The organism is Symbiopectobacterium purcellii (genome assembly GCF_019797845.1).
Taxonomy (GTDB): Bacteria; Pseudomonadota; Gammaproteobacteria; order Enterobacterales; family Enterobacteriaceae; genus Symbiopectobacterium; species Symbiopectobacterium purcellii.
The window spans coordinates 4,528,145-4,553,257 of record NZ_CP081864.1; the positions used below are offsets into that span (position 1 = coordinate 4,528,145).

Sequence of the window (25,113 nt, forward strand, 5' to 3'; positions counted from 1 at the left end):
GCCCGAGCCCGACACTCGCCGCCCAACGCTGCCCAGCGCGTTTGATAGCCCATGCGCTACGCATAACGCTTTTCCCCATTTTCCTGCACCGCCGCAGGCTTTATGGGCTGGCGGGTATGTGGCATTCCGGCCCGCAGTAACAGCACTTTCAGTGCTTCATTGATGTGCTCCATGCGGCTTTGCAGAAAGTTGTTTCCCAGCAGGCACACCAGCGCGATGGCAATCCCCAGCCCCGTGGCGTACAACGCCGTACCCATCCCAGCGGAGACCTGACTTGGGTCAGAAATCCCGGCAGCTGAAAGCGCCTTAAAGGTCTCAATAATCCCCATAATGGTGCCCAGCAGCCCGAGCAGCGGAGCTGCCGTCACAATGGTTTCCAACAGCCACAGTCCTCGCATCATGTGCGGTTTGCTTTGCAGATATTGGGTATCGATTACATCGTTGATCTCATCACGGCTGCGATTGGCCGCCTGCGGTAACAATGGCGCAATCAGTGTTGCTGGCAAACTGTTGCGCTGACTGAACTCCGCGGGGAGTTCGTGGAGATGGCGAATATCGGCGGTTAACGTCCGCAGCAAGCGCATGGTCTGACGGCGCGTATAGGCAAAGAACAGCCCGCGTTCAATGATGATGATCAGTGCCGCCACCAGCGAGGCATACATTGCATAAAAAATAATATCGTGCAGGTCGTTTGCGTTCATAAGAGTCCGATGTTCCTTCGGTGCGAGTCACGCCCCTGCTGGCGCGTGACGGGAATAAGTCACTCCCCTGCGGATAAATTCCCTCAGGGGATATCAGGTTTGCGTGCAATTAGAAGGTGGCGTCCAGCGACACGCTAAAGGTGCGCTCTTCACCCACGTTGTAATAAGGCGTGCTGGCACGAACGCCGTTGTGCGCAGCGGCGTTGAATACCACTGTCCGTGCGGAATCCAGGTATTCCTTATAAAATACGTTGTTAACGTTGAAGCGCAGTGTGGCGCTTTTGATGATCTTCTTATCCACCGGCAAGTGAATACCCGCATTGAGATCGACGACGGTGCGACCACCAATTTTCTCATCGTTAGTCATGTCACCGTAAAACGCGCCGGTATAACGGCCATTGACGCCTGCGTAGTAGCGGCTATCGTCATAACCCACGCCCAGATTAAGCATGTTCTTCGGCGTGTTGGCGGAACGTTTTCCCGTCATTGGCAGCGTTGAGCCGTTAGTGGAGATATCGTCTCTCTGCTTGGAATCGGTGTAGGTGTAAGAGGCAAAGTAATTGAAATTATGTGGCAGTTTTCCGCTTAACTCGGTCTCGATACCTTTGTTCTCGACCTTACCGGCGTTGATCATCTCGTATTCACCATCAACGTTACGACTTGAGATCTGACGATCGGTAAATGCGATGTAGAACAGCGAAGTGCTCAACATCACGTCTTGCCCCTGGAAGTGCCAGCCCAGTTCGTGGTTCCAGCTCAATTCAGGCTTGGTATTGATGGAATCACCCAGGTTATAAAGCACGTAGTTAGGCGGCGTGCGCATATTGCGCGTCAGGCTGTAAAATACCTGATTCTCAGGGTTAACTTTGTACGTCGCGCTAAAGCTAGGCAGGAACTCTCTATAGGTGCGGGCCTTTTTCTCTTCCACAGAACTCAAGCTGCCCAGATCGTGCCCGTCACGTTTCACGTGCTGCCAGGCCAGACCACCGTTAAGCGTCCAATCGGGGGAGACAAACCAGGTGTCCTGTAACCAGAACTTATGCACGGGTGTCACGGTGAACTGGTTGCGCCCCTGGATCACTTTGCCGTTGGCATCTTTCACCAAGTGCGAACCGTTTGGTTTGCCAGAAAGATCGATCGGGTTACCGTCGGCTTGAATACCGATGTAGGGCTGTGTCTGACGCTGGCGTGCGCGTTCAAACCAGTAGCCTATATCCAGACTGTGTTGGTCATTAAGATCCCATTTCAGGGTGTTGGTGATACCCGGACGCCAGGTTTCCGTCCATGAAGGGCGGTAGTAAGTATTGCTGCTTAGGTTACTGAGATCGTAACTGCCCGATTTATCGTTGGTGGTGGAAGAAAGCGTATAGGCTGATTGACCGCTGAAACTGCCGCCGTTGCCCCAGTAGTAATAGGGTTGCAGCGTCAGCGACAGGTTATCGCGCAGTTGCAGTTTCTGCGTGAACGTGAGGTTCAGGCTTTCAAACGGGTTGCGGTTAATCTTGTAGTAACGCGAGAGTTGGCCGCGGCTGTTATATTCCGGCGTGGTCGGGTAATCGACATAACGCCCTTGGTTCAGGAAAGTGCTTTTGCTCAGCGTGTTGTAGTTATTCATGTCCTGCTTGTTGTACTTAACCAGCAGGTTACTGCTGTTACCGTTGTCATCTTCATACAGGCCGTTCCATTCCAACTTATTGGAACGAGTAGCCCCTTTGCCACGCCACTTATCGGCATCAGTGTATGAGTAGGATAACCAACTGCTAAAGCCGTCATGCAATCCGGTTTCCAAACGGATCAGGGACTTGCTCAGGTTGTTGCTGCCAAAGGTCTGTTCGATAAATCCGCCAAACTCTTTGGCTGGGCGTTTTGTGACCATACCGATATTACCGCCGCTGGAGCCGATATGCGGGCCGTTCATTTCTGAAGAACCCTGGGTCACAAAAATCTGCTCAAGGTTTGCCGCATCGCCCAGTTGGTTGGCATACACGCTGTAACTGCCCGAATCGTTCATCGGGATGCCATCAACCGAAAGGCCGATCTGATCATTGCTCATACCGCGCATGGTGTAATCGATACCGCTCAGGCCAGTAGAGTCATTACTGCTGACATTCAGACCAGCGGTATATTTCAACTTATCGATGGCGTTACCGGTGGCGGACATCTTATCCATCGCTTCTTTGGTCACCGTCGAGCGGGATTTTGCACTCTCCTCCTGAATCATCATTCCCCCGCCCAATGGCGCCCCTTTAACCTGAATGGCGCCGATGTCTGTTGCATCGTTTGCCAGCACGGTTCCCGACCACAATGCGGCCGCGACAGAGAGAGATATCCTTGAAACTGATAATAATTTCATTGTGTTAATCACCCTGATTCAATGTTGTGTATAGGCGCTCACTGCGCTTGATAATGGAATGTGGCTAAAAAACGTTTGGTGTTTTGCCCGGCAAACGCCTCTGCCGGAAACGCCCTGACCTGCGTGATGCTCTGTAACGTGCTGGTTGCCGCCCGGTTGAGCAGCATGCTGGCCGCTTTCACCGGCGCAGCAACGGGGGCCGGACGCGTATCAGGCTTTGGCTTGGGTGCCGGTTTGGGTTTGGGTTCCGGCTTCGGTTCGGGCTTCGGTGGCGGTGCCTCAACGATCGGTTCAGGCGTCTCGACGGGCTCTGGTTCCGGCTCTGGCAACGTCTCCTCGGGAGGCGTTTCAGGCTCTGGAGGAACCACCGCATCTGGCGGTGCCGGCGGTGTGAGATCGGCGAGCGACAGTTCCATGACGCTATCGTCATACTGAGGTTGTACTTTGAGCGCGCTTTGCTGGGTCAGCACCATCAAACATGCAGCCACCATGGGCAGCGGCAACCAGCTGATGGCATGACGTGAACGATAAAGCCAATACATGTCACTGCTTCCGCGTTGCGATTGAAACCGAGGTAAACCCACCTTGACGCAGGGTATCCATCACCGCGACCAGACGCTCAACCGCTACCTGCTTATCGCTGTTGACGATAATGGTGGTGGTCTCTCCGGTTTGTTGCTACTGTTTTAAGGTGCTGACCAAATCGGTAATCTGGATAGGTGAACCGTCCAGTTGCAGTTGATCTTGTTCACCTAAGGTGACGATGGCTTTTTTCTGCGGTTTTAGCTGTTGGGCGCTGCTGGCAGAGGGAAGCTGGGTTTTCAGCCCCGTAGCAGGAAGGACGTTGATACTGATCAGGACGAAAAACACCAGTAAAAACATCATAACGTCGATCATTGGGATCAACTCGATATGGGCTTTGTTTCTTTTTGGTTCGTTCCAGTTTCGCATTTTCTCTCTTCCCATCGTTGGCGTATGACGATGACGCACAAGGATGATTGGGTCCCCAAAGATGGCAGCCACCACGGAATGGTTAGCTGCCAAAGCAAAGCGGCCACTATAGAGAGCGCATATTTAAATTTGTTTACACTTATGTTATTATTTTTTCATTATTGGAGGTTTTTTGGTGCAATCCTTTCAATATGACATGGATTTGATATTTTTCTTACAGGTGAGCAGTATGCGGAGAGATAACCGATAGCGATACGTTAACGTTCCGACGCGCAATGCGTTAATGACATAATCGGTAATTGCCGCAGCGACAGGCAATTACCGTCACAAACACCGTCAAATCACTCGCGAGAACTGTTGTGTCCTTGCCTTGGCATGCAGATATTGCGAATCAACACGTCATTACGCACCTGTCGAACATATCATTCCATGCCCCTCATCCATAAGCATATTTTTTATTACCTTAATGCTATCTTACCTCTTGTATACATTATGAATATGGACATTACGCAATTTAACCATTCCTTATTCAGGCTCAACGCTTTGACACCCCAAGTGTAAAGATTATAAAAAAACAAATAAGATTATTTTCTTAGAGAAAAACTCGAAAAAAAAGAGGACAAATGAATCAGAAGATATGAAAGTCAATTATTTAGATTTTATTTATTCCTCGTGATTATTTGAGTGGGAATAAAAAACCAAAAAAACTATTATTGCTCAGTCCCGGCATGCTACTGGAAAGCTTCACTGATGTTACCGAATTTAATCATTCCACACATTAATACAGGTGACATTATGTTTAATATTTACAGTGTTAATTACTTGTCTCTAAGCAATGAAAAATCAGAAGATTTTTTCATTTTACGAAAAAATATATTTAAAGATCGTCTACAATGGGATGTCAATTGCTCTAATGGAAAGGAGTTTGATGAATTTGATAATGAAAAAACAAATTATATATTTGGAGTTAAAAATGGAGTCATTATTTGTGGCACAAGAATTATAGATACTAAATACCATAACATGCTGAATGATACGTTTTCATCTTTCTTTAAAAAAGTAAATTTACCCGAAGGAAAGTTCATTGAGTCAACCCGTTTTTTTGTTGATAAAGATAGGGTTATCTCACTCCTTGGTAACAAATACCCCGTTACTCTGGCCTTATTTCTTTCATTAATTAATTATGCCCAGCGCCACCATTATGACGGTATATTGGCTGTTGCAAGTCACCCAATGATGAGCATCATCCGAAAATCAGGCTGGAATGTTACAGTGCTGGAAACCGGGGTTTCTGAGAAAGATGAACCTGTCTATCTGCTATTGGGCCATATCGATCTAATGAGTCAGAAAGAGCTAAAAGACAGGATATTACGTAGGGACAACATTCAGATTGAAAATGTACTGAACGATTGGCCACTGTCGTTTATCGCTGAGTAATCATCACTCAATCGGTTGAATCAGCTGAAGCTCCACGCCAAGACGCACAGCATGCCGGGCATTGGCGACGCCCATTTTTTTAACAATATTTAACATATGGAACTTAACAGTACGCACTTTTATACCAAGAATCATCCCCGTTTCTTGATATGTTTTACCGACACTCGTCCAATAGAGAATTTCATTTTCTCTTTTGGTGAGCCGGTTAGTTTTGTTGATGTCCTCCGGTTTTTTTTCAGAAAATGATGTCAACATCAGGTACGTTTCATGTACTGATGCCAATAATATTGAGATGTCACCTTTATTCTGTAAAAGCGTTTGCATTATCTCTGACTTGCGTTCAGCAGGAATAATAAAAGACAAGGTCACAAGATTATTGTTATAGTCGTGCAATACGAACGTATAACCATTAACCACTTCATATTCACTGGCTTGATTGAAAAGTTCAGCAAAATCATACCCTGAATGGGTCATCAGTTTTTCATTCCAAGGAAAAGGGGTTAAGCTTTTCAGTGCAGTGATTACCACAGGATCCGTATACTGAAGCCCATTCTCTCGGTAATGTCTGACCCATTCTTCTGGATAGTTTGTTACACCAAAGATGCATGACATATCTTTTTTGGATAAAACCACGTATGCCCATGTGAATGCCTCTAGGGAGTTTAACGTTGCTTCAAGCTGATTTTTTATAATTTTCTCAACATTACTTTCATTTCTCATTAACATTTCAACATCCTTGTGAGTGCGAATATCATGTCTTCAATAAGATATCGCCTATGGGAATCTATGACTACCTTGGTATCAGTTTTGGGACAGGTATAAGGTACAGCAAGTGAACTGTACTTATGGTCAGATTATTTTTCCAGACATTTGTATTATTCTATGGAAAGTAATGAGGTACTTATTACTGTACGTGACTAAAAACCCCGAATACAAAGGGTTAAAAAGACCGATAGCTAAACACCAGGGAATACACACCCTCAGTATAAATATTAATTGAGGGTGTTCAGGTTTCAGTGTCGTGGCTAACGCATTACATCATCGCATTGCTATTACTCTGCTTGTAAGAATAAATCGTTAGCCTACCCACCAACAACACCAGATCGGATCGTTGATTTTCACACGACTAAATCAGTTAAATAAGGTGAAACAAACGTAATAACCGCAAGATGTACAGATGGCGAGGTGAGCGCAGAATTAAAAGCGCACAACTTTTTTGATATCCCACAACGCGGTATGTAACAGAACCCGCCATAGCCGTCAACGTAGACAACGATCAGCACACACCATCAAATCACTCGCGAGAACTGTTGTGTCCTTACCTTGGCACGCAGATAGCTGTCAAAGCACATGCAGATATTGCGAATCAACAAGCGGCCTTTCGGCGTCACCACGATCCCCGTAGGGTGCAATTCAGCCAGGCCATCTTGCACCAGCGGTGCCAGCAGGCGTAAATCTTCCGCAAAATAGAGGCGACAATCGATGCCATAGTCCGCTTCAATCGTCGCGTAGTCGAGACGGAAATTACAGATGAGACTTTTGATCACATCGCGACGGATGCAGTCATCGTGCGTCAAGCGCAGGCCGCGCCACAGCGCATTGCCCTGCTCCCCCACCTTCTCGTAGTAGTTTTTCAGCACCTTTTCATTTTGCGCGTAGCTGTCGCCAATCATGCTAATCGCCGACACGCCCATGCCCAGCAGGTCGGTGTCACCCTGCGTGGTGTAGCCCTGAAAGTTACGGTGCAATTTACCGGCACGTTGCGCCAGCGCCAGTTCATCGTCTGGACGAGCAAAGTGATCCATACCGATAAACTGATAGCCCGATTGGGTAAGCGTGGTAATGGTTTGGCGCAGAATCTCCAGCTTTTGCGCAGGGCTCGGCAAATCCGCATCTTTGATTTTACGCTGGGCAGCAAACAGCGTCGGCAAATGGGCGTAGTTGAACACGCTGAGGCGGTGTGGGCTTAACTCAGCAACGCGTTGCAGGGTAAAAGCAAAGCTTTCCGGCGTCTGTTTCGGCAAGCCGTAAATAAGGTCGATATTGGTGGAGGTAAAGCCAAGCGCCTTGGCGCGTTCAATCAGCGCAAAGATAAACGCCTCATCCTGCTCACGGTTCACCAGACGCTGCACTTCCTTGTTGAAATCCTGCACCCCCATGCTCAGGCGATTAAAGCCTTCCGCACGCAGGTGATCGAGAATATCCAGCTCGATTTCACGGGGATCGACCTCCAGAGAGATTTCCGCTTCATCCGCGAACTGGAAATTCTCGCGCAACAGCGCCATCAGTCGGCTGATTTGATCTTGATTGAGGTAGGTCGGCGTGCCGCCGCCCCAGTGCAGCTGCGTGACGATGCGTCCGGCGAACAGTGGCGCACGCTGGCGAATCTCCACGGCCAACACATCAAGGTATTCTTCTGCTTTATGCTGCTGGCGCGTCACCAGCTTATTGCAACCGCAGAAATAGCACAGGCGATGACAAAACGGGATATGGACATAAAGCGACAACGGTCGCTCTGGGTAACGTGCTATCGCCTGGCGGAATGCCGCATCGTCATACTGTTCGTTAAACTCGAGCGCCGTGGGATACGAGGTGTAACGCGGCCCAGAATAGTTGTATTTTTGAATCAGGGCTAAATCCCAATCGACGTGTTGATCTTGCATGCTGTTACTCCTTCCGCTTGTATTTCCCGACAGCGCTTTTCAGCGGCAGCTTACGCTGCGCTGTCACGAACACGGTGCGCTGTATTCGCGTTTTACGCCGGGAAAGCAGCCACAGTTTACCCAACAGACACAGCAGATAACAGACAACCAACACCAAGATGAGAGACAGTAGCCCTTTCATCTATCAGAATACGTCTTTCGGGTTATTACGCTTGAGGAGCTGCATCATGTCTTCCTGCTGCGCGTCCTCTTCCTCGTCATCCATTTCAATGCCCAGTTCATCCATCAGGGCATTGATACGATCGAGCGTGCTGTCCACCCATTTTTGCTCGTCTTTACTCAGCGTTTCGCCGTTATCCAGACGTTCCAGCAGCGCATCGAGACGATCGTCATTTTCCAGCAGCGCCAATTCCTGCTCAGGGGTTAGCCGTGTTTCAACCTGCGTTTCTGGTTTAGCCGGTACGGCCGCTTTCGCGGACTTTGCGCTTTTCGGCGTGTCATCACTGACAATCAGTGCGACCGGTTTTTTACTCCCAAGACGAGGATCACGTTTCTTACTCTGACCGGATTTTCCTGCATCCAGCATCTCTGGGTGCGCGCGGCTACCGGCCGCACGACCACTGTGTTTTTTCTGACGTTTACGCTCCCAGCCTTCGCTGTTAAGCTCGGCGCGCGTCTTTTTCTTTGCTTTCGATGTCGACGCCTTCGCGCCTGGGGCTTTGGTGCCCGAATTTTTCACCGGCTGTTTCATAACAACACTCTCAGGTAAACAGAAGACAATTGCGGCGGAATCTAGCAGAAAGGCCAGCAATAAAAAAGGGTTGGTGCGGCTAACTGGGCGAATTCGCCTTGTGCTTTACAAGCAGCGACCGATAACCCCGCGTTTCGGGCCAGTTATAGGTATAATAGACCCAAAACCCCCTATCCAGACAGAGATAACCATTGTGACCGAACAACAGAACCCGAACGTGACGCATAACTACAATGTGACGCATTTTGTCACCAGCGCGCCCGATATTCGTCACCTGCCTGCCGATAGCGGTATTGAAGTGGCGTTTGCCGGACGCTCGAACGCGGGAAAATCCAGCGCCCTGAACACACTGACCAACCAAAAAAGTCTGGCGCGTACCAGTAAAACACCGGGACGGACCCAACTTATCAACCTGTTTGAAGTCACAGACGGCGTACGTCTGGTTGACCTCCCCGGCTATGGCTATGCCGAAGTGCCGGAAGAGATGAAGCGGAAATGGCAGAAAGCGCTGGGGGAATATCTGCAAAAACGAGCCTGTCTGCAAGGACTGGTGGTGTTGATGGATATCCGTCATCCGTTGAAAGATCTCGATCAGCAAATGATTGAATGGGCAGTGGATGTGGATCTGCCGGTGCTCATTCTACTCACCAAATCCGACAAACTGGCTTCCGGTGCGCGCAAAGCGCAACTGAATGCCGTGCGTGAAGCCGTGCTCGCGTTTGGCGGAGATATTCAGGTTGAAGCCTTCTCCTCCTTAAAAAAAGAAGGGGTGGATAAAGTGCGGCAAAAACTCGATCTGTGGTTCAACACCCGCCCTTCAGTGCAAGAAGACGTCGATAATTGAGATCAACCGCCGCGATCGTTAGCGATCTTGCGGCGTTTTTCTGACTTTCGCCCAATAAAAAACGCCCCAGTCACCGAAGTGACCGGGGCGGCTAATATTCAGCCAAATCCGATTACGTGAAGTAAAAGGTCTGAAAGATAGAACATCTTACCTCTGTACCCTACGTCGTTAACTCTACCCTATTTTTTCGCCAGAACAAAGGTTTTTTTGTTGTTTAGTTTCATAAAAAATGGCTATGGGTCACACAAAGTCAAGCAAGTCACCCAATCCTGTAGTTTAATTACAGAAATGAATAACGTAATGCGCATTAAACGTTCAGTTGCAACATCCTGTTTTTCTGTATATTAATGCGCCTCATCCCAGTTTTTACCTTCGCCTACATCCACACGTAACGGAATATTTAGTGACATACAACCTTCCATCAGGGTAACGATCTTTTGTTTTGCCGCATCCAGCACCGACGCATGTACTTCAAACACCAATTCATCGTGTACCTGCATGATCATATTCACCTGCGGCTGCTCTTGCTGTAGCCAACTATCGATGGCAATCATCGCCTTCTTGATGATATCAGCGGCCGTGCCCTGCATCGGGGCGTTAATGGCTGCACGTTCCGCCGCCTTGCGGCTCATCGCATTGCGTGAGTGGATATCCGGCAAATAGAGGCGGCGTCCATCCAGCGTCTGCACGTACCCTTTCTCGGCGGCTTCCTGACGGGTTCTTTCCATGTAGTCCTGCACGCCAGGATAGCGCTCGAAATAGAGGTTCATATAGCGCTGCGACTCGGCGCGCGGGATACCCAACTGGCGCGACAGGCCGAAGGCACTCATGCCATAAATCAAACCAAAGTTGATGGCTTTCGCACTGCGGCGCTGCTCTCCCGTAACGTTTTCCAGCGGCAAGCCAAAAACTTCTGCGGCGGTGGCACGGTGAATATCCAGCCCTTCGGCAAACGCGTTGAGCAACCCGGCATCACCGGAAAGGTGCGCCATAATACGCAGTTCGATCTGCGAGTAGTCCGCCGCCACAATGCGGTAGCCTTCTGGCGCAATAAACGCCTGACGGATACGTCGCCCTTCATCGTTGCGTACCGGGATGTTTTGCAGATTGGGATCGCTGGAGGAAAGACGCCCCGTTGCCGTGACCGCTTGATGGTATGACGTGTGCACCCGCTGGGTCAGCGGATTGATCATCAGCGGCAGCTTATCGGTGTACGTCGATTTCAGTTTCGCCAGCCCACGATATTCCAGAATGCGTTTGGGCAGCGGATAGTCATGTGCCAACTCTTCCAATACTTCTTCATTAGTAGAAGGGGCACCTTTCGGCGTTTTCTTTAACACCGGCAGCTTCAGCTTATCGTACAAGATCCCCTGCAGCTGCTTGGTGGAAGCAAGATTAAACGCCTCACCGGCCATTTCATGCACTTCAGTTTCAAGCTCGGCCAGGCGCGCCGTCAATTCCTGAGAATGTTGCGCCAAAATGCCAGCATCAATCAACACGCCCTGGCGTTCAATACGAGACAGCACCGGTACCAACGGCATATCGATATCACGGAACACCGTCACCAGCTCCCCATGCTGTTGCAGCTTTTCCCACAGGGTTTGATGCAAATGCAAAGTGACATCCGCATCTTCTGCGGCATAGGTACTGGCCTGTTCGACAGGAATCTGATTAAAGGTAAGTTGGTTCTTACCCTTACCCGCAATCTCTTCAAACGAAATGGTTTTATGTTGCAGATAGCGGTCGGCAAGGCTGTCCATGTCATGACGACCCGCCACGCTGTTTAACACGTAAGACTCCACCATGGTGTCATAGGCGATACCACGTAGCTCAATGTCATAGCGCTTCATCACGCCCTGATCGAACTTCAGGTTCTGCCCTATTTTGCGCAGCGCGCTGTCTTCCAGCAGGGGTTTTAGCAATTCCAAAGCGCGAGCTCTGTCGATTTGATCTGGCGCATCCAGATAATCATGCGCCAGTGGCAGATATGCCGCTTCCCCCGGCGTCACCGCGAATGACATACCAATCAGGTTGGCGCTCAGCGTATCCAAGCCGTCCGTTTCGGTATCAAACGCAAACGCCCCTGCCTTTTGGATACGGGTAATCCATGACAGTAGGGTCTCTTCATCCTGAATAGTGACATAGCCTTCGCGGCTCAAGGCAACGGTTGCTTGCTCTGGGGGCTGCGCTTGTAGCGCCGGAGCTGACTGCGAAACCGCAGAGTGCCCCTTGCGACCTTGCATCCAGGTGCCGCTTTCCACATCGGCGATCCAGCGTTTGAAATCATAACGCTTAAACAGCCCGTGCAGTGCATCCACATCCGGTTCATTCACCGTCAGTTCGGTGCAGGTCTGCTCCAACTCGACGTCAGTTTTAATGGTCGCCAGTTGATAAGAGAGATACGCCGCTTCTTTATGCTGTTCCAGCTTTTGCGCCATGGTCTTTGCGCCGCGAAACGACAGCGTGGCAATCTTATCCAGATTACCGTACAGGGTATCTAATCCCCCCAGCCCCTGAAGTAACGCCTGTGCCGTTTTTTCACCCACGCCAGGTACGCCCGGAATGTTATCCGATGCATCCCCCATCAGGGCCAGAAAATCGATAATCAGCTCCGGCGGAATACCGTATTTGTCGCAGACTTCTTGCGGCCCAAGCACTGTATTGTTCATGGTGTTGATAAGCGTGATCGTTGGTGACACCAGTTGCGCCATGTCTTTATCACCGGTGTTGATCAGTACTGGCGTACCTGCGCTTTCTGCCTGACGCGCCAGCGTACCGATCACGTCATCCGCTTCCACACCGCTTACGGCCAACAAAGGCAGGCCCATGGCACGCACCATAGCGTGCAACGGCTCAATCTGCGCGCGCAGATCGTCCGGCATCGGTGGGCGATGCGCCTTGTAGTTTTCGAACAGTTCGTCGCGGAACGTTTTTCCTTTGGCATCAAAGACCACAGCGACGTGGCTGGGAGAGAACTGAAGCAGCAGGCTGCGCAGCATATTCAGCACGCCATACATGGCACCTGTCGGCTCACCGGCGTTGTTTGTCAAAGGAGGGAATGCGTGGTAGGCACGGTATAAATACGACGAGCCATCGACCAAAATTAACGGGTTTTGCGGAATCTGCACCATGTTCTGTCATGACCTATGTCGTCCATCATGGCGCTAAGCATGCCATAGCTCACAGCAAGAGACGAACGTTAACGCATAGAAAACCGCAAATCTGCCACATGCAAAGCAAAAGCCTTGTGGATAACTTTGTGCATAGAAAGAGAAAATGAGAATGATGCTGATGTCATATCAAAAAGTGATTCACATATTATGGATTTTTTTCAGCAAGATAAAAAAAGGTTCCCGGTGAATACCCGTAATACAAAAAACATCTTTTTTGTGGATAGATATTAGTTAAACGCTAATTAAACGTCGCTGGGGCGAAAGTGTCGTAGAGGATAAAGGATATATATGGGGTATAACTGCGCCGATTATCAGGCGCAGTTATACGACAAGCGCTATTTTTTCTCGATGAGGAATTTCACAACTTCAGCATATTGCTTCACATATGCATCCATCGAGCTGGTATCCAAACCATCGCTTTTCACCATATATTTGCCATTAACCAACATGGCTGGCACACCGCGCAATTGCAAATCAGCAGCTGCTTTTTCTTGCTGAGCAACCAGCGACTTAACCACGAAGCTATTCAATGCAGCGTCATAATCTTCAGCTTTAACACCCGCCGCCACAAACACCTTACGAATATCATCTGTGGTTTTCAGCGTTTGGCTTTTTTGCACCGCATCAAACATTAACGGGGTGACTTTATCTTCTACCCCCAAAGCGATAGCAACCGCCCAGGCTTGCGTCAGCTCTTTGCCCAAAGGACCGAGGAAATCGACGTGGTAACGCGTAATTTTAGTATCCGCTGGCAGCACCTTACTGACAGCTTCAGGAATATGGTAAACCTCAGCAAACTGATAGCAATGCGGGCAATAGAAAGAGAAAAACTCCAGCACTTGAGGTAATTGAGGTACCGGTTTATTCACTTCAACGTACTGTTTGCCATCAGAAAAATCTGCCGCTGATGCACCGAAAGCCAGCATGAGGCCCAATAATGCCGCAAATACACTCTTCATATAACACGTCTCTCCGTTAAACATCAGTACATGGACAATAGCTGTAAAGGAGGCTCCTGTAACAGCTTAACCTGTTCAGTAAATATTGCTGTTTGCCTGAACCAGAAATCATCATCTTTTATCCAGGGAAAGCTCGGGGGAAATGCCGGATCTTCCCAACGGCGAATAATCCACGCTAAATAATGCACCATTCGCATCGCACGTAGCGGCTCAATTAACGCCAGCTCTTTCTCCTGAAACGTCATAAACTCACTATAGGCTTCCAGCAGAATATCGAGCTGAATTCTCTGTTCCTGACGCTCGCCATGAAGCAACATCCACAAATCCTGCACTGCGGGTCCATTGCGGGCATCATCTAAATCGACAAATAGGGGGCCGTCGCGCCAGAGAATATTTCCGGGGTGGCAATCGCCATGCAATCGGAGAAAGGAAGCATCCAATGTCCAATAGCGTTTTACCATTTCGATAAGTTGCTGGGTGGACAGCAAAAAGGAATCTCGGCACACGGCAGGAATACGTTGCGTTTGCGTCAATAACTGATAAGGCTTGTCGAGATATTCCTCAACCCCGATGGTAGGACGAGCAAGAAAAAGCGCTTTTTGCCCCGTCTGATGCCAACGCCCCAGAAAACGGCCAACACCTTCCAACTGATCGTCATTATCCATTTCATATTGCCGCCCCCCTACGCTTGGGAAAACGGCAAAATAAAAGCCCTCATAACAATGCAGGGTTTGACCATTGAGTTTCAAAGGTGCAACGACCGTCACTTCATCATCAACCAATGCGAGGGCGAAATCGTGTTCTTCCTGAATCTGCGCCTGCGTCCACCGCTCAGGACGGTAGAATTTAACGACAAAACGGTGCCGGTCTTCATCCATAAATTGATAAACCCGGTTTTCATAGCTGTTGAGCGCCGTCAAACCGGAATCAACCCGAATACCTACCGCGAAAAGCGCATCGAGGATCAGCGAGGGAAACAACGTCTGAAAATTAAACACTGAACTTTGCATAGCCGTCATCATTACTCGCAATAGGAATCAAAATAAGCGCGGAAAAGCAGTGCCTATTGATAAAGGCATCAGTCCTTGATAACACCCCGAGCACGCAGCAGTGCTGTTTTGAAATCTTCCTCATAGTCCTTTTTCAAGCCAGGAATGACCTGCTCTTTATCCGAGTCACGCATTTTCAAATGGTAGATCAGGATATCATCTGTCAGCTCACTTAGCTGCCCCTGGAACCCCGCCTCCTGTGCAAGTTTTTGTAAAAATTGGACCAGATTCAGGTCCGGATCTTTTTGCCAGGCAGGATGCAGTAATTCGACCAACTCGTTAACGCGATGACATTTCATGATTTAATCCTCTTATACTGTATATATGCATACCCTAAATAATTCGAGTTGCAGGACAAAACGTTTACGTTTTGAACAGCGCTTGCGCTGGCCCTTGAGGGCGAGACGCCTTTATGCGTCTCGTAACGCGGCAAGCGAACGAATCCCGATGAGCTTATTCCGGTAAGTGATTCGGGTGAGAGAACGCGGCCAACGTACCTGCAGCTTGAAGTATGACGGGTATAAACGTTGATATCACCTTAACAGCCTTAATCTCGGGTGGAAAGCGCTTGGCGTCAGGAATTATTTTGCCCAGAATAGAGCCTCTGCGGCGCGACAACGAGGGATCACATGATCACAGGCATCATTCTGGCTGGTGGCCAGGCCAGCCGAATGGGCGGGCAGGATAAAGGACTATTACTGCTGCGCGACATACCGCTCTATCAGCACGTTCTATCCCGCCTAAAACCTCAAGTAGACCGCGTGTACATCAATGCCAATCGTAACCAGGCGGTTTATCAGGAAAGTGGCTGCACCGTTTTTAGCGATTTACCGAATGGCTTTTCAGGCCCCTTGGCCGGCATATTATCCAGCCTGAAAACCATTGAGACAGAATGGGCCGTTTTCGCGCCCTGTGATGTACCGAATTTACCCACCGATCTGGTAGCGAGACTGTGGCACGGCAAACAGCAAGGGCAGGCCGCCTACGTAAACGATGGCCAGCGAGAGCATCCAACCTTGTTGCTTATCCACCGTTCCCTGATGCCAATGCTTGAAACCTACCTTGAACGTGGCGATCGTAAGCTGATGCTTTTTCTGGCAGAAATCGAGGCGACTCCGGTACTTTTCGCGGACTGCCCTTTGGCATTCCAAAACCTGAACACCCCAGACGATCTCTCCAATTGGCAAGAGGCCAACCATGACTGAGCGGCATCACCCACGCCTGCTTGCCGTTAGCGCGTATAGCGGTACCGGGAAAACCACCTTACTCACCCACGTGATCCCGCTTCTTAAAAAGAAAGGGCTACGCATTGGTGTGATAAAGCATACTCACCATGATATGGATATCGATAAACCCGGTAAAGACAGTTATGAGCTGCGTAAGGCGGGGGCCGAGCAGACGCTTGTTGCCAGTAACCAACGCTGGGCGTTGATGACGGAAACAGCGAAGGCCGAAGAGGTGAATCTCTATGAGATGGTGAGCAAAATGGATGTGGATACGCTGGATGTAGTGCTGGTTGAAGGATTTCGACACGAAAAGGTGCCGAAGATCGTTCTCTCACGCAGAGGGTTGAGCAAGAACGCGCACGATTTGTTGGATAGCTATGCGGTTGCGATTGCCAGTGATGATGATGCAGATCGACAACTGTCCTTACCCTGGCTGGATATAAACGATCCTAACCAGGTTGCCGACTTCATTGAAGGCTGGGTCCGCGGGTAAAACGCCCGTATTACCCTACTCCTGATGATATAAAACCCTATGGCGCCAAACATTACGCACAGCAAAAAGGGCTGTCCTTTCGGACAGCCCTTTCGCTACTTTTTATCATCAGACATCGTCTGATAATCGATATAAAAACCTGGCAGTTCCCTACTCTCACATGGGGAAGCCCCACACTACCATCGGCGCTACGGCGTTTCACTTCTGAGTTCGGCATGGGGTCAGGTGGGACCACCGCGCTATCGCCGCCAGGCATATTCTGTTTCATCTCACCCGTCCTTTCGAGCCAGCAAGACCAATCTGTCAACAAGCTGAATTACGAGTAACGATTCTCTTCATCACCACTCACAACCACCAAAACATCTTCGGCGTTGTAAGGTTAAGCCTCACAGGTCATTAGTACTGGTTAGCTCAATGCATCGCTGCACTTACACACCCAGCCTATCTACGTCGTCGTCTTCAACGGCCTTTTAGCGTCCTCTAGGGACAAGGGAGAACTCATCTCGGGGCAAGTTTCGTGCTTAGATGCTTTCAGCACTTATCTCTTCCGCACGTAGCTACCGGGCAATGCCATTGGCATGACAACCCGAACACCAGTGGTGCGTTCACTCCGGTCCTCTCGTACTAGGAGCAACCCCCCTCAATTCTCCAACGCCCACGGCAGATAGGGACCGAACTGTCTCACGACGTTCTAAACCCAGCTCGCGTACCACTTTAAATGGCGAACAGCCATACCCTTGGGACCTACTTCAGCCCCAGGATGTGATGAGCCGACATCGAGGTGCCAAACACCGCCGTCGATATGAACTCTTGGGCGGTATCAGCCTGTTATCCCCGGAGTACCTTTTATCCGTTGAGCGATGGCCCTTCCATTCAGAACCACCGGATCACTAAGACCTACTTTCGTACCTGCTCGAGCCGTCACTCTCGCAGTCAAGCTAGCTTATGCCTTTGCACTAACCTCCTGATGTCCGACCAGGATTAGCTAACCTTCGTGCTCCTCCGTTACTCTTTGGGAGGAGACCGCCCCAGTCAAACTACCCACCAGACACTGTCCCCAGCCCAGATCATGGGCCCAGGTTAGAACATCAAACATTAAAGGGTGGTATTTCAAGGTTGGCTCCATGCAGACTGGCGTCCACACTTCAAAGCCTCCCACCTATCCTACACATCAAGGCTCAAGGTTCAGTGTCAAGCTATAGTAAAGGTTCACGGGGTCTTTCCGTCTTGCCGCGGGTACACTGCATCTTCACAGCGAGTTCAATTTCACTGAGTCTCGGGTGGAGACAGCCTGGCCATCATTACGCCATTCGTGCAGGTCGGAACTTACCCGACAAGGAATTTCGCTACCTTAGGACCGTTATAGTTACGGCCGCCGTTTACTGGGGCTTCGATCAAGAGCTTCTCCTTGCGGATAACCCCATCAATTAACCTTCCAGCACCGGGCAGGCGTCACACCGTATACGTCCACTTTCGTGTTTGCACAGTGCTGTGTTTTTATTAAACAGTTGCAGCCAGCTGGTATCTGCGACTGCGCAAAGCTTCAGGAGTAAATCCCTACACCTCGCACAGCGTGCCTTCTCCCGAAGTTACGGCACCATTTTGCCTAGTTCCTTCACCCGAGTTCTCTCAAGCGCCTTGGTATTCTCTACCTGACCACCTGTGTCGGTTTGGGGTACGATTCAATGTTACCTGATGCTTAGAGGCTTTTCCTGGAAGCTGGGCATCTGTCACTTCAGTACCGTAGTACCTCGTCATCACGCCTCAGTGTTAACAGTGACCCGGATTTATCAAAGTCACCCACCTACACGCTTAAACCGGGACAACCGTCGCCCGGATGACATAGCCTTCTCCGTCCCCCCTTCGCAGTAACACCAAGTACAGGAATATTAACCTGTTTCCCATCGACTACGCCTTTCGGCCTCGCCTTAGGGGTCGACTCACCCTGCCCCGATTAACGTTGGACAGGAACCCTTGGTCTTCCGGCGAGCGGGCTTTTCACCCGCTTTATCGTTACTTATGTCAGCATTCGCACTTCTGATACCTCCAGCAAACCTCACAGTTCACCTTCAACGGCTTACAGAACGCTCCCCTACCCAACAACGCCTAAGTGTCGCTGCCGCAGCTTCGGTGCATGGTTTAGCCCCGTTACATCTTCCGCGCAGGCCGACTCGACCAGTGAGCTATTACGCTTTCTTTAAATGATGGCTGCTTCTAAGCCAACATCCTGGCTGTCTATGCCTTCCCACATCGTTTCCCACTTAACCATGACTTTGGGACCTTAGCTGGCGGTCTGGGTTGTTTCCCTCTTCACGACGAACGTTAGCACCCGCCGTGTGTCTCCCGTGATAACATTCTTCGGTATTCGTAGTTTGCATCGGGTTGGTAAGTCGGGATGACCCCCTAGCCGAAACAGTGCTCTACCCCCGAAGATGAATTCACGAGGCGCTACCTAAATAGCTTTCGGGGAGAACCAGCTATCTCCCGGTTTGATTGGCCTTTCACCCCCAGCCACAAGTCATCCGCTAATTTTTCAACATTAGTCGGTTCGGTCCTCCAGTTAGTGTTACCCAACCTTCAACCTGCCCATGGCTAGATCACCGGGTTTCGGGTCTATACCCTGCAACTTAACGCCCAGTTAAGACTCGGTTTCCCTGCGGCTCCCCTATACGGTTAACCTTGCTACAGAATATAAGTCGCTGACCCATTATACAAAAGGTACGCAGTCACACCCATAAAGAGTGCTCCCACTGCTTGTACGTACACGGTTTCAGGTTCTATTTCACTCCCCTCGCCGGGGTTCTTTTCGCCTTTCCCTCACGGTACTGGTTCACTATCGGTCAGTCAGGAGTATTTAGCCTTGGAGGATGGTCCCCCCATATTCAGACAGGATGTCACGTGTCCCGCCCTACTCATCGAGCTCACAACCTGTGCATCTTCGTGTACGGGACTATCACCCTTTACTGTGCGACTTTCCAGACGCTTCCACTGACACACAAGCTGATTCAGACTCTGGGCTTTTCCCCGTTCGCTCGCCGCTACTGGGGGAATCTCGGTTGATTTCTTTTCCTCGGGGTACTGAGATGTTTCAGTTCCCCCGGTTCGCCTCATGCCACTATGTATTCATGACATGATAGTGCAACGAATTGCACTGGGTTTCCCCATTCGGGTATCGTCGGTTGTAACGCTTCATATCAGCTTACCGACGCTTTTCGCAGATTAGCACGCCCTTCATCGCCTCTGACTGCCTAGGCATCCACCGTGTACGCTTATTCACTTAACCTCACAACCCGAAAATGTTTCAGGTGTGAAAGCTTGAGAGAATCACAATAGTAGTAGTGAGCCACTATTGCTCGTTTCAATTTTCAGCTTGTTCCAGATTGTTAAAGAGCAAATATCGTAAACACGACTCGTAAGTCATCTTTACGTTATTGTCGGTTCCGCAGAACCGGTGATAATGTCTTTCACTCATTATCGGTATGGCGTCCCCAAGGGGATTCGAACCCCTGTTACAGCCGTGAAAGGGCAGTGTCCTAGGCCTCTAGACGATGGGGACACGAAAACCCGATTAACACAACAGCTCTAATCGGTTCGTATCAGCATGAGTCAGAGACTCATTCATCAACAGGTGCTTTTTGCTCAGCATTTTCATCAGACAATCTGTGTGAACACTTCACAGAATCAGTATCATTAGGTAAGGAGGTGATCCAACCGCAGGTTCCCCTACGGTTACCTTGTTACGACTTCACCCCAGTCATGAATCACAAAGTGGTAAGCGCCCTCCCGAAGGTTAAGCTACCTACTTCTTTTGCAACCCACTCCCATGGTGTGACGGGCGGTGTGTACAAGGCCCGGGAACGTATTCACCGTAGCATTCTGATCTACGATTACTAGCGATTCCGACTTCATGGAGTCGAGTTGCAGACTCCAATCCGGACTACGACGTACTTTATGAGGTCCGCTTGCTCTCGCGAGGTCGCTTCTCTTTGTATACGCCATTGTAGCACGTGTGTAGCCCTACTCGTAAGGGCCATGATGACTTGACGTCATCCCCACCTTCCTCCAGTTTATCACTGGCAGTCTCCTTTGAGTTCCCGGCCGAACCGCTGGCAACAAAGGATAAGGGTTGCGCTCGTTGCGGGACTTAACCCAACATTTCACAACACGAGCTGACGACAGCCATGCAGCACCTGTCTCAGAGTTCCCGAAGGCACTAAAGCATCTCTGCTAAATTCTCTGGATGTCAAGAGTAGGTAAGGTTCTTCGCGTTGCATCGAATTAAACCACATGCTCCACCGCTTGTGCGGGCCCCCGTCAATTCATTTGAGTTTTAACCTTGCGGCCGTACTCCCCAGGCGGTCGATTTAACGCGTTAGCTCCGGAAGCCACGCCTCAAGGGCACAACCTCCAAATCGACATCGTTTACAGCGTGGACTACCAGGGTATCTAATCCTGTTTGCTCCCCACGCTTTCGCACCTGAGCGTCAGTCTTCGTCCAGGGGGCCGCCTTCGCCACCGGTATTCCTCCAGATCTCTACGCATTTCACCGCTACACCTGGAATTCTACCCCCCTCTACGAGACTCTAGCTTGCCAGTTTTGAATGCAGTTCCCAGGTTAAGCCCGGGGATTTCACATCCAACTTAACAAACCGCCTGCGTGCGCTTTACGCCCAGTCATTCCGATTAACGCTTGCACCCTCCGTATTACCGCGGCTGCTGGCACGGAGTTAGCCGGTGCTTCTTCTGCGAGTAACGTCAATAAGCAAGGTTATTAACCTTACTGCCTTCCTCCTCGCTGAAAGTGCTTTACAACCCGAAGGCCTTCTTCACACACGCGGCATGGCTGCATCAGGCTTGCGCCCATTGTGCAATATTCCCCACTGCTGCCTCCCGTAGGAGTCTGGACCGTGTCTCAGTTCCAGTGTGGCTGGTCATCCTCTCAGACCAGCTAGGGATCGTCGCCTAGGTGAGCCATTACCCCACCTACTAGCTAATCCCATCTGGGCACATCTGATGGCGCGAGGCCCGAAGGTCCCCCGCTTTGGTCTTGCGACGTTATGCGGTATTAGCTACCGTTTCCAGTAGTTATCCCCCTCCATCAGGCAGTTTCCCAGACATTACTCACCCGTCCGCCGCTCGTCACCCAAAGAGCAAGCTCTCCTGTGCTACCGCTCGACTTGCATGTGTTAGGCCTGCCGCCAGCGTTCAATCTGAGCCATGATCAAACTCTTCAATTTAAAGTTTGATTTGCTTCTGCAAGAGAAGCGATGCTCAAAGAATTATTACTGTTAGTTCGTAATGAATTAACTTTTGTTCACTCTTCAAGACTTTTATTTTTTTAAGCCCGTAGGCTTTACGATAAAGTCCTGTGAGTGCCCACACAGATTGTCTGATTAATTGTTAAAGAGCGTTGCGACGCGGCTTACAGCCTGCTGTCGCGAGGTGGCGTATACTACGCTTTCCTCTTTCAGAGTCAACGATTATTTTCATTTGAAAGTGAATCGTTTTTCTCTTGCTGACCTCGCTTTGAATCGCTTCGTGTCGTGTCAACGGAGGCGCATTATAGGGATCCCAATAATTTACACAACCCCTTTTTTGGATCTTTTTTTCCGTTCGCGCGTTTTTTACCCCCATCGTTGAGATCCTGCTCAACCCGCGCTATTTTCAACCAACCTTTGCTGCTTCTGGCAGCAGCAAGGCCATAATTAGGGTAAGTTACTCTTTTCGAATGTATTGAGAGGTAAATATGGGCTCCCACGCATTGCGTCCTTAATAAGGATGCATTCCCTACTGTCGGGAAAAACGTGATGATCGATCGATCCAGCGTTGTGATCGGCAATACGACGCTTGGCGATGATGTCAGCATCTGGCCATTAGTCACGATCCGTGGCGACGTACATGAAATCCATATCGGCGCACGCACCAATATTCAGGATGGCAGCGTATTGCATGTCACCCACCGCTCAGCGAGCAATCCACAGGGTAATCCGTTGATCATTGGTGAAGAGGTCACCGTAGGCCACAAGGCCATTCTACACGGTTGCACCATTGGCAACCGTGTATTGGTCGGTATGGGATCGATCCTGCTTGATGGCGCTATCGTAGAAGATGACGTAATGATTGGTGCGGGCAGTCTGGTACCGCCCGGTAAGCGCTTGCAGAGTGGTTATCTCTATCTTGGCAGCCCAGTGAAACAAATCCGTCCGCTGACAGCCGAAGAGATCGAGGGGCTGCGCTACTCCGCCAATAACTACGCCACTTGGAAGAACGACTACCTGGCTCAGGACAGCGAGTAATAACCCTCACTGTCATCCTGTTCATTGAGCACCCGCGCTTCGAAAAGATCTTCGATATCCCAGCGGTGCTCTCTGAACAACACCAGCCAACTATCCGCATCGGTTCCACCAAAACGCGCCTGAAGCTGTGCGGCACTGATATGGCATTCACGCTGAAAACCGCCGATCAGCACAGGGAAGTAGACCATACGATCCTCTTCGCTCCACGCTTCGCGGTCGGGAAACTGGATCGCCTGGTTCATGCGTTAAGTGCTTTTTTCATCTGTTCGATCACCGGGGTGGTCTCTGGCATCACGCCATGCCAGAGGAAAAACGCATGTGCTGCCTGATTGATCAACATACCAAAACCATCCGCCAACTGTGATGCTCCCTGCTGCTGGCACCACCGCAAAAACGGCGTCAGGCTGGCCTGATAGAACATGTCATAACAGCGCGTAGAGGCCGTGATCAATGAGGCAGGCAGATCGGGAATATCGCCAGCGATCCCTGACGAGGTGGCATTGATGATCAGATCGAAGTTTTCGCCTTCCAGCCCATCCAGCGGCAACGCGTCAATCGGCCCCACTGGCTGAAACAGTGTCGCGAGCGCTTCTGCCTTGGCAAACGTCCGATTGGTCACCACCAGCGAACAGCCATGGCTCAATAGCGGCTGAATAACGCCACGGCTGGCACCGCCCGCACCGATCAACAGCCCCCGATCCTGCGGCGTCACCAGCGCGAGACGCTGCAAATCACTCAGCAGCCCAATACCGTCGGTATTATCCCCCAGCAGCCGGCCGTCTTCGAGCCGCTTCACGGTATTGACCGCGCCGGCTAACGAGGCGCGTTGGCTCAGCTCATCGACTTCCTGATAGGCGCGCTCCTTGAAAGGCATGGTGATATTCGCCCCCAACGCCCCTGCGTGAAAAAAATCACGCAGCGTTTGTTCAAAACTGTCCAGCGGTGCCAACAGGCGTTCATACGTCAAAGGGATCCCGGTTTGCTCAGAAAACAGCGCATGTATCTGCGGCGATTTGCTGTGCGCAATAGGATGACCAAAAACCGCGAATGACGTTACTTCAGACACCGTTATCTCCACTTGTTAACCTTGTCGTATCAGGTTGCCCGTCAAGACATCCCGAATTTCAGACGGATTCTGTCGCCCGGATGTTTCTCCGTGCAGAACAGGAAAAGTCTCACCAAACTGGGTCATAACCTCTTGTGCCGTACGGCACGGCGGCAACCCGGTCAGATTGGCGCTGGTTGACACGATGGGCTTGCCAAACGCCAGGCAGAGTTCACGTACAAGAGGATGCGCACTGACGCGCACCGCCAACGATGAGAATTGCCCGGTCAACCAGCGTGGTGTACTCGGTCTGGCGGGCATCACCCACGTTACCGGTCCGGGCCAGGAGGCAAACATCACTGCCTTTTGCTCAGCGCTGAGCTGGCTGTCATCAATATAGGGGGTGAGCTGTTGATAATCAGCCGCGATCAGGATAAGCCCATTTTCGACAGGCCGTTGTTTCAAGGCCAGCAGTCGCATCACGGCGGCTTCGCTGTCAGGATCGCACCCCAAGCCGAAAACCGCTTCGGTAGGATAGGCGATGACATTCTGCTTTATCAGTTCCTGAATGACAGAAACCGGTTGTTTCACTACATTACTCATTGGTATCAACTTCTGCCGTTACCGGCTTTCCACAGGCTTTACTGGCGCAAAAACGTTTGACGCCCTGCGCCGTTTTCTTTTCGAACAAGAGCGGATAGTGGCAGGTTGGGCACGTCCCCGCCACCGGTTTATGGTTGAGCGCAAATTGGCACTCCGGGTAACGCTCACAGGCGTGGAACACTTTGCCAAAGCGCGATTTACGTTGCAGCAGCTTGCCTTTGCCACATTGTGGACAGGTTAATGCGGTTTCATCTGGCCGGTCGATGACCTCAGTATGGTCACACGCCGGGTAGTTGCTACAGCCAATAAACATGCCATAACGCCCCTGCCGCAACACCAGCGTCCCCTGACAGTGTGGGCAGAGTTGCCCAGACAGCTCCTTCACAATATGGCCATCCGCATTGGCTTTCAGCGGACGAACAAATTCGCACTCCGGGTAGCGAGAGCAGCCCAAAAAGGGGCCGCGGCGGCTGGAGCGAATCACCAGCGGCGCGCCGCACTCAGGGCAGCACTCCGCCTTTTTATCTGCTATAAGCGCAGGGATTACCATGGTTTATGCTGACTTATCG

At 50.5% G+C, this 25,113-nt stretch carries 21 protein-coding genes, 1 tRNA gene, 3 rRNA genes and 1 pseudogene; 5 read left to right on the plus strand and 21 right to left on the minus strand.

The genetic code is table 11. The annotated features are described in order from the left end of the window. Window positions 1-56 precede the first annotated feature (56 nt). The 4 genes and pseudogenes from K6K13_RS21020 to K6K13_RS21035 form a co-directional block, all read right to left on the minus strand. Entirely contained in the window at window positions 57-701 is a 645-nt protein-coding gene (locus K6K13_RS21020; protein ID WP_222158697.1) for a MotA/TolQ/ExbB proton channel family protein, read from the minus strand. Window positions 702-810: 109 nt separating this feature from the next. Continuing rightward, window positions 811-3,054: a TonB-dependent receptor gene (locus tag K6K13_RS21025; RefSeq protein WP_222158698.1), complete on the minus strand. Its 2,244-nt coding sequence runs from the start codon at window positions 3,052-3,054 to the stop codon at window positions 811-813. A 38-nt stretch (window positions 3,055-3,092) separates the two neighbouring features. Then, window positions 3,093-3,596: a hypothetical protein gene (locus K6K13_RS21030; RefSeq protein WP_222158699.1), complete on the minus strand. Its 504-nt coding sequence runs from the start codon at window positions 3,594-3,596 to the stop codon at window positions 3,093-3,095. A 1-nt stretch (window position 3,597) separates the two neighbouring features. Next, window positions 3,598-4,005: pseudogene (locus K6K13_RS21035) on the minus strand (ExbD/TolR family protein). 795 nt (window positions 4,006-4,800) lie between these two features. On the opposite strand from K6K13_RS21035, the gene K6K13_RS21040 reads away from it, so the two are divergent. Further along, window positions 4,801-5,442, plus strand: a complete 642-nt coding sequence (locus K6K13_RS21040; protein ID WP_222158700.1) for an acyl-homoserine-lactone synthase — start codon at window positions 4,801-4,803, stop codon at window positions 5,440-5,442. Window positions 5,443-5,445: 3 nt separating this feature from the next. Here the strand turns inward: K6K13_RS21040 and K6K13_RS21045 are convergent, their stop codons facing one another. The 4 genes from K6K13_RS21045 to yihI form a co-directional block, all read right to left on the minus strand. Then, window positions 5,446-6,168, minus strand: coding sequence for a helix-turn-helix transcriptional regulator (locus K6K13_RS21045; protein WP_350338142.1), 723 nt, complete (start codon window positions 6,166-6,168; stop codon window positions 5,446-5,448). 563 nt (window positions 6,169-6,731) lie between these two features. Continuing rightward, complete coding sequence (gene hemN, locus K6K13_RS21050) at window positions 6,732-8,105, minus strand: oxygen-independent coproporphyrinogen III oxidase (RefSeq protein ID WP_222158701.1); 1,374 nt, start codon at window positions 8,103-8,105, stop codon at window positions 6,732-6,734. A 4-nt stretch (window positions 8,106-8,109) separates the two neighbouring features. Further along, on the minus strand, window positions 8,110-8,286 hold the full coding sequence (locus K6K13_RS21055) for a high mobility group protein Z (protein ID WP_222158702.1): 177 nt from the start codon (window positions 8,284-8,286) through the stop codon (window positions 8,110-8,112). Window positions 8,287-8,289: 3 nt separating this feature from the next. Beyond that, window positions 8,290-8,856 carry a Der GTPase-activating protein YihI gene (gene yihI, locus K6K13_RS21060; RefSeq protein ID WP_222158703.1) on the minus strand — a complete coding sequence of 189 codons (567 nt, stop codon included), beginning with the start codon at window positions 8,854-8,856 and terminating at the stop codon, window positions 8,290-8,292. Between the two features lie 193 nt (window positions 8,857-9,049). Between yihI and yihA the strand changes: the two genes are divergently transcribed. Next, window positions 9,050-9,700, plus strand: a complete 651-nt coding sequence (gene yihA, locus K6K13_RS21065; protein ID WP_434064587.1) for a ribosome biogenesis GTP-binding protein YihA/YsxC — start codon at window positions 9,050-9,052, stop codon at window positions 9,698-9,700. A 98-nt stretch (window positions 9,701-9,798) separates the two neighbouring features. Here yihA and spfP read toward each other — a convergent pair whose 3' ends face one another. The 5 genes from spfP to K6K13_RS21085 form a co-directional block, all read right to left on the minus strand. Continuing rightward, a complete protein-coding gene (gene spfP / locus K6K13_RS23795; RefSeq protein WP_071892919.1) occupies window positions 9,799-9,846 on the minus strand; it encodes a small protein SpfP in 48 nt (15 codons plus the stop codon). 198 nt (window positions 9,847-10,044) lie between these two features. Continuing rightward, on the minus strand, window positions 10,045-12,831 hold the full coding sequence (polA, locus tag K6K13_RS21070; RefSeq protein WP_222158704.1) for a DNA polymerase I: 2,787 nt from the start codon (window positions 12,829-12,831) through the stop codon (window positions 10,045-10,047). 377 nt (window positions 12,832-13,208) lie between these two features. Further along, a complete protein-coding gene (gene dsbA / locus K6K13_RS21075) occupies window positions 13,209-13,832 on the minus strand; it encodes a thiol:disulfide interchange protein DsbA (RefSeq protein ID WP_222161215.1) in 624 nt (207 codons plus the stop codon). A 23-nt stretch (window positions 13,833-13,855) separates the two neighbouring features. After that, on the minus strand, window positions 13,856-14,842 hold the full coding sequence (locus K6K13_RS21080) for a serine/threonine protein kinase (protein ID WP_222158705.1): 987 nt from the start codon (window positions 14,840-14,842) through the stop codon (window positions 13,856-13,858). A gap of 68 nt (window positions 14,843-14,910) precedes the next feature. Next, window positions 14,911-15,180: a YihD family protein gene (locus K6K13_RS21085; RefSeq protein ID WP_222158706.1), complete on the minus strand. Its 270-nt coding sequence runs from the start codon at window positions 15,178-15,180 to the stop codon at window positions 14,911-14,913. A gap of 330 nt (window positions 15,181-15,510) precedes the next feature. Here K6K13_RS21085 and mobA point away from each other — a divergent pair, with 330 nt between their 5' ends. Both mobA and mobB read left to right on the plus strand, forming a co-directional pair. Further along, on the plus strand, window positions 15,511-16,086 hold the full coding sequence (gene mobA / locus K6K13_RS21090) for a molybdenum cofactor guanylyltransferase MobA (protein ID WP_222158707.1): 576 nt from the start codon (window positions 15,511-15,513) through the stop codon (window positions 16,084-16,086). Then, a complete protein-coding gene (mobB, locus tag K6K13_RS21095) occupies window positions 16,079-16,600 on the plus strand; it encodes a molybdopterin-guanine dinucleotide biosynthesis protein MobB (protein WP_222158708.1) in 522 nt (173 codons plus the stop codon). Before mobA ends, mobB begins: the two co-directional genes overlap by 8 nt. Before the next feature lie 137 nt (window positions 16,601-16,737). On the opposite strand, the gene rrf is transcribed toward mobB, so the two are convergent. The 4 genes from rrf to K6K13_RS21115 all read right to left on the minus strand — a co-directional run bounded on the left by rrf (window position 16,738) and on the right by K6K13_RS21115 (window position 21,837). After that, window positions 16,738-16,853 (minus strand): 5S ribosomal RNA (gene rrf, locus K6K13_RS21100). Window positions 16,854-16,975: 122 nt separating this feature from the next. Continuing rightward, window positions 16,976-19,883, minus strand: a 23S ribosomal RNA gene (locus K6K13_RS21105). A 197-nt stretch (window positions 19,884-20,080) separates the two neighbouring features. Continuing rightward, window positions 20,081-20,156: transfer RNA gene (locus tag K6K13_RS21110), tRNA-Glu, on the minus strand. A gap of 139 nt (window positions 20,157-20,295) precedes the next feature. Beyond that, a 16S ribosomal RNA gene (locus K6K13_RS21115) occupies window positions 20,296-21,837 on the minus strand. The 16S, 23S and 5S rRNA genes sit together here with 1 tRNA gene alongside, the layout of an rRNA operon. Before the next feature lie 570 nt (window positions 21,838-22,407). Here K6K13_RS21115 and K6K13_RS21120 point away from each other — a divergent pair. Next, a complete protein-coding gene (locus K6K13_RS21120) occupies window positions 22,408-22,896 on the plus strand; it encodes a gamma carbonic anhydrase family protein (RefSeq protein ID WP_222158709.1) in 489 nt (162 codons plus the stop codon). On the opposite strand, the gene K6K13_RS21125 is transcribed toward K6K13_RS21120, so the two are convergent. The 4 genes from K6K13_RS21125 to K6K13_RS21140 are packed head-to-tail and all read right to left on the minus strand — an operon-like array spanning window position 22,881 to window position 25,094. After that, complete coding sequence (locus tag K6K13_RS21125) at window positions 22,881-23,138, minus strand: DUF1488 family protein (RefSeq protein ID WP_222158710.1); 258 nt, start codon at window positions 23,136-23,138, stop codon at window positions 22,881-22,883. The genes K6K13_RS21120 and K6K13_RS21125 overlap by 16 nt on opposite strands. Then, window positions 23,135-23,962, minus strand: coding sequence for a shikimate dehydrogenase (aroE, locus tag K6K13_RS21130; RefSeq protein ID WP_222158711.1), 828 nt, complete (start codon window positions 23,960-23,962; stop codon window positions 23,135-23,137). Before aroE ends, K6K13_RS21125 begins: the two co-directional genes overlap by 4 nt. A 15-nt stretch (window positions 23,963-23,977) precedes the next feature. Then, on the minus strand, window positions 23,978-24,544 hold the full coding sequence (gene tsaC, locus K6K13_RS21135) for an L-threonylcarbamoyladenylate synthase type 1 TsaC (RefSeq protein ID WP_222158712.1): 567 nt from the start codon (window positions 24,542-24,544) through the stop codon (window positions 23,978-23,980). Next, window positions 24,537-25,094 carry a DNA topoisomerase family protein gene (locus K6K13_RS21140; RefSeq protein ID WP_222158713.1) on the minus strand — a complete coding sequence of 186 codons (558 nt, stop codon included), beginning with the start codon at window positions 25,092-25,094 and terminating at the stop codon, window positions 24,537-24,539. The genes tsaC and K6K13_RS21140 overlap by 8 nt, the downstream gene beginning before the upstream one ends. Between the last annotated feature and the right edge of the window lie 19 nt (window positions 25,095-25,113).